The following is a 2285-nucleotide window of genomic DNA, read 5'->3' as shown; positions in this document are numbered from 1 at the left end:
TCTTCCAGCTCGGGCGACAGTGGCAGGCGGCTGCGTTCGATCGAGATCGCATGGCCGTCATCGGCATTGGTACGGACGCGATCGACGGCGATGAAAGACGAGCTCTCGACACCGAGCTTTGCCGCGAGCTCGGCATCCTCGATGATCTCGAGCCTAAGCGTCCGGGTTTCGGCATTGGCGCCCGCATTGGCGAGCGCGCGCGACCAGCCGATCGCGTCATCGACCGGCATGCCGTCGAAAGTGACGAAGGACCCGATGCCGACCTTGGTGGTGATGAGGCCGCGGCTTGAAAGCTCTTCCAGCCCTTTGCGAACCGTGTTGCGGCTGACCGAGAAGCGCTGGACGAGCTCGTTCTCGCTCTGCAGGCGATCGCCGAAGCCGAGCACGCCTGAGCGGATCTCGTGCTCCAGAACCGTCGCGATCTGCTCGGGCTTGCCCGTGCCGGGAGTGAGTTGCGTCGCGCGACGGGCCATATGGATACCTGTTCAATGAACCTGTATAATCCTGTTCATTAGCGTATGTGAGACAAAGCGTCAACGGCCAAGTCCCGCATGTCCCGATTGTTTTGCGCTGCACCTCGTTTGCCTGCAGGCATCCTCATAGTGACGCGAGAGGGGCGCTCTCATATGCTCCGATACGAACCTTCTAATCTCCGGAGCAATGGACGATGGTCAAGTTCCTGCCGCTGAAAAAGGCCGTTGCGGAGACTCTGCACGATGACGATACGGTCGCCTTCGAGGGCTTCACCCATTTGATCCCGACCGCCGCGGCCCATGAGGCAATCCGCCAGGGCTTTCGCGACCTGACGCTGATCCGCATGACGCCCGACCTGATCTACGATCAGATGATCGGCATGGGCATGGCCAAGAAGATCGTCTTCTCCTATCTCGGCAATCCCGGCGTCGGCCTGCTCAGGCGCGTTCGCGACGCCATCGAGAACGGCTTTCCGCGGCCGATCGAGGTCGAGGAGCACAGCCACGCCGGCATGGCCAACGCCTATGAGGCGGGGGCCGCCGGCCTGCCCTGCGCGGTGTTCCGCGGCTATCGCGGCGCAGGCCTTGCCGCCGTCAATGCAAACATCAAGTCCATAACCTGCCCGTTTACCGGCGAGGTGCTGGCCGCCGTTCCGGCGATCCGGCCCGACGTCGCCTTCATCCACGCGCAGAAGGCCGACCGCAAAGGCAATGTGCTGGTCGAAGGCATCATCGGCATCCAGAAAGAGGCCGTGCTCGCCGCCAAACGCGCGGTGGTGACCGTCGAGGAAGTGGTCGACAGTTTCGACGATCTCCACCCCAATCTCACCGTGCTGCCGAATTGGACGATCGCGGCAATCTCGATCGTGCCGGGCGGCTCCCATCCCTCCTACACGCATGGCTATTACGAGCGCGACAACTCCGCCTATCTCGAATGGGACGAGATCGCCGCCGACCGCGACCGCTTTCAGGCATGGATGCAGAAGAACGTCATCGAGAGCAGCGCAGACGACTTCGCGGCTCGCGTCGAGCATCTGAGGAAAGCCGCATGAGCGAGAATGATCTGGGCTTCACCCCCAGCGAGATGATGACGATCGCCGCCAGCCGTGCGCTGAAGAACGACGATGTCTGCTTTGTCGGCATCGGGGCGCCGTCGGCCGCCTGCAATGTCGCGCGGCTGACGCATGCGCCCGACATCACGCTGATCTACGAGAGCGGCACCATCGCCACCGCGCCCCACGTTTTGCCGCTGTCGATCGGCGACGGCGAATTGTGCGAGACGGCGGTCACCACCGTCGCGGTGCCGGAGATGTTCCGCTACTGGCTGCAAGGCGGCCGCATCACCATCGGCTTCCTTGGCGCCGCCCAGCTCGACAAATTCGGCAACATCAACACTACAGTCATCGGCGACTATGCGCATCCCAAGACGCGGCTGCCCGGCGGCGGCGGCGCGCCGGAAATCGCCACCTCCTCGCGAGAGGTCTACATCACCATGGCGCAGTCGAAGCGCGGCATGGTCGAAAAGATCGACTTCTTCACCTCCTTCGGCCATGGCGAGGGTGGCGACCATCGCAAGCGGCTCGGCATCGACACCGCCGGTCCGACCTTGCTGATCACCGACCTCGCCGTCTGGAAGCCGGACCCTGTCACCAACGAATTCACCGTCATGTCGCTGCATCCCGCCGTCACCCGCGAAGAGGTGCAGGCGACCTGTGGCTGGGAAGCAAAATTTGCCGAGGCGCTTGACGAGACGCCGGCGCCGACGGAAATCGAGCTGAAGACGTTGCGCGATTTGCAGGCGCGCACCAAGGC

Annotated in this window: 3 protein-coding genes; 2 read left to right on the top strand and 1 reads right to left on the bottom strand. The window is 63.4% G+C overall.

Annotation, left to right across the window (positions count from 1 at the left end; genetic code table 11):
- The coding region (locus tag EOA60_RS29460; protein WP_164899640.1) for a GntR family transcriptional regulator at positions 1 to 473 on the bottom strand (473 nt) is incomplete at its 3' end.
- 194 nt (positions 474 to 667) lie between these two features.
- Between EOA60_RS29460 and EOA60_RS29455 the strand changes: the two genes are divergently transcribed.
- A complete protein-coding gene (locus EOA60_RS29455; RefSeq protein WP_095824977.1) occupies positions 668 to 1525 on the top strand; it encodes a CoA transferase subunit A in 858 nt (285 codons plus the stop codon).
- On the top strand, positions 1522 to 2285 hold a 764-nt coding region (locus tag EOA60_RS29450), incomplete at its 3' end, for a CoA-transferase subunit beta (protein ID WP_164899639.1). The genes EOA60_RS29455 and EOA60_RS29450, both read left to right, overlap by 4 nt.

The sequence above is a fragment of the Mesorhizobium sp. M1A.F.Ca.IN.020.06.1.1 genome (genome assembly GCF_004023265.1).
Taxonomy (GTDB): domain Bacteria; phylum Pseudomonadota; class Alphaproteobacteria; order Rhizobiales; family Rhizobiaceae; genus Mesorhizobium.
The sequence above is the reverse complement of the archived record's forward strand: the minus strand, read 5'-3'. Positions and strand labels throughout refer to the sequence as shown.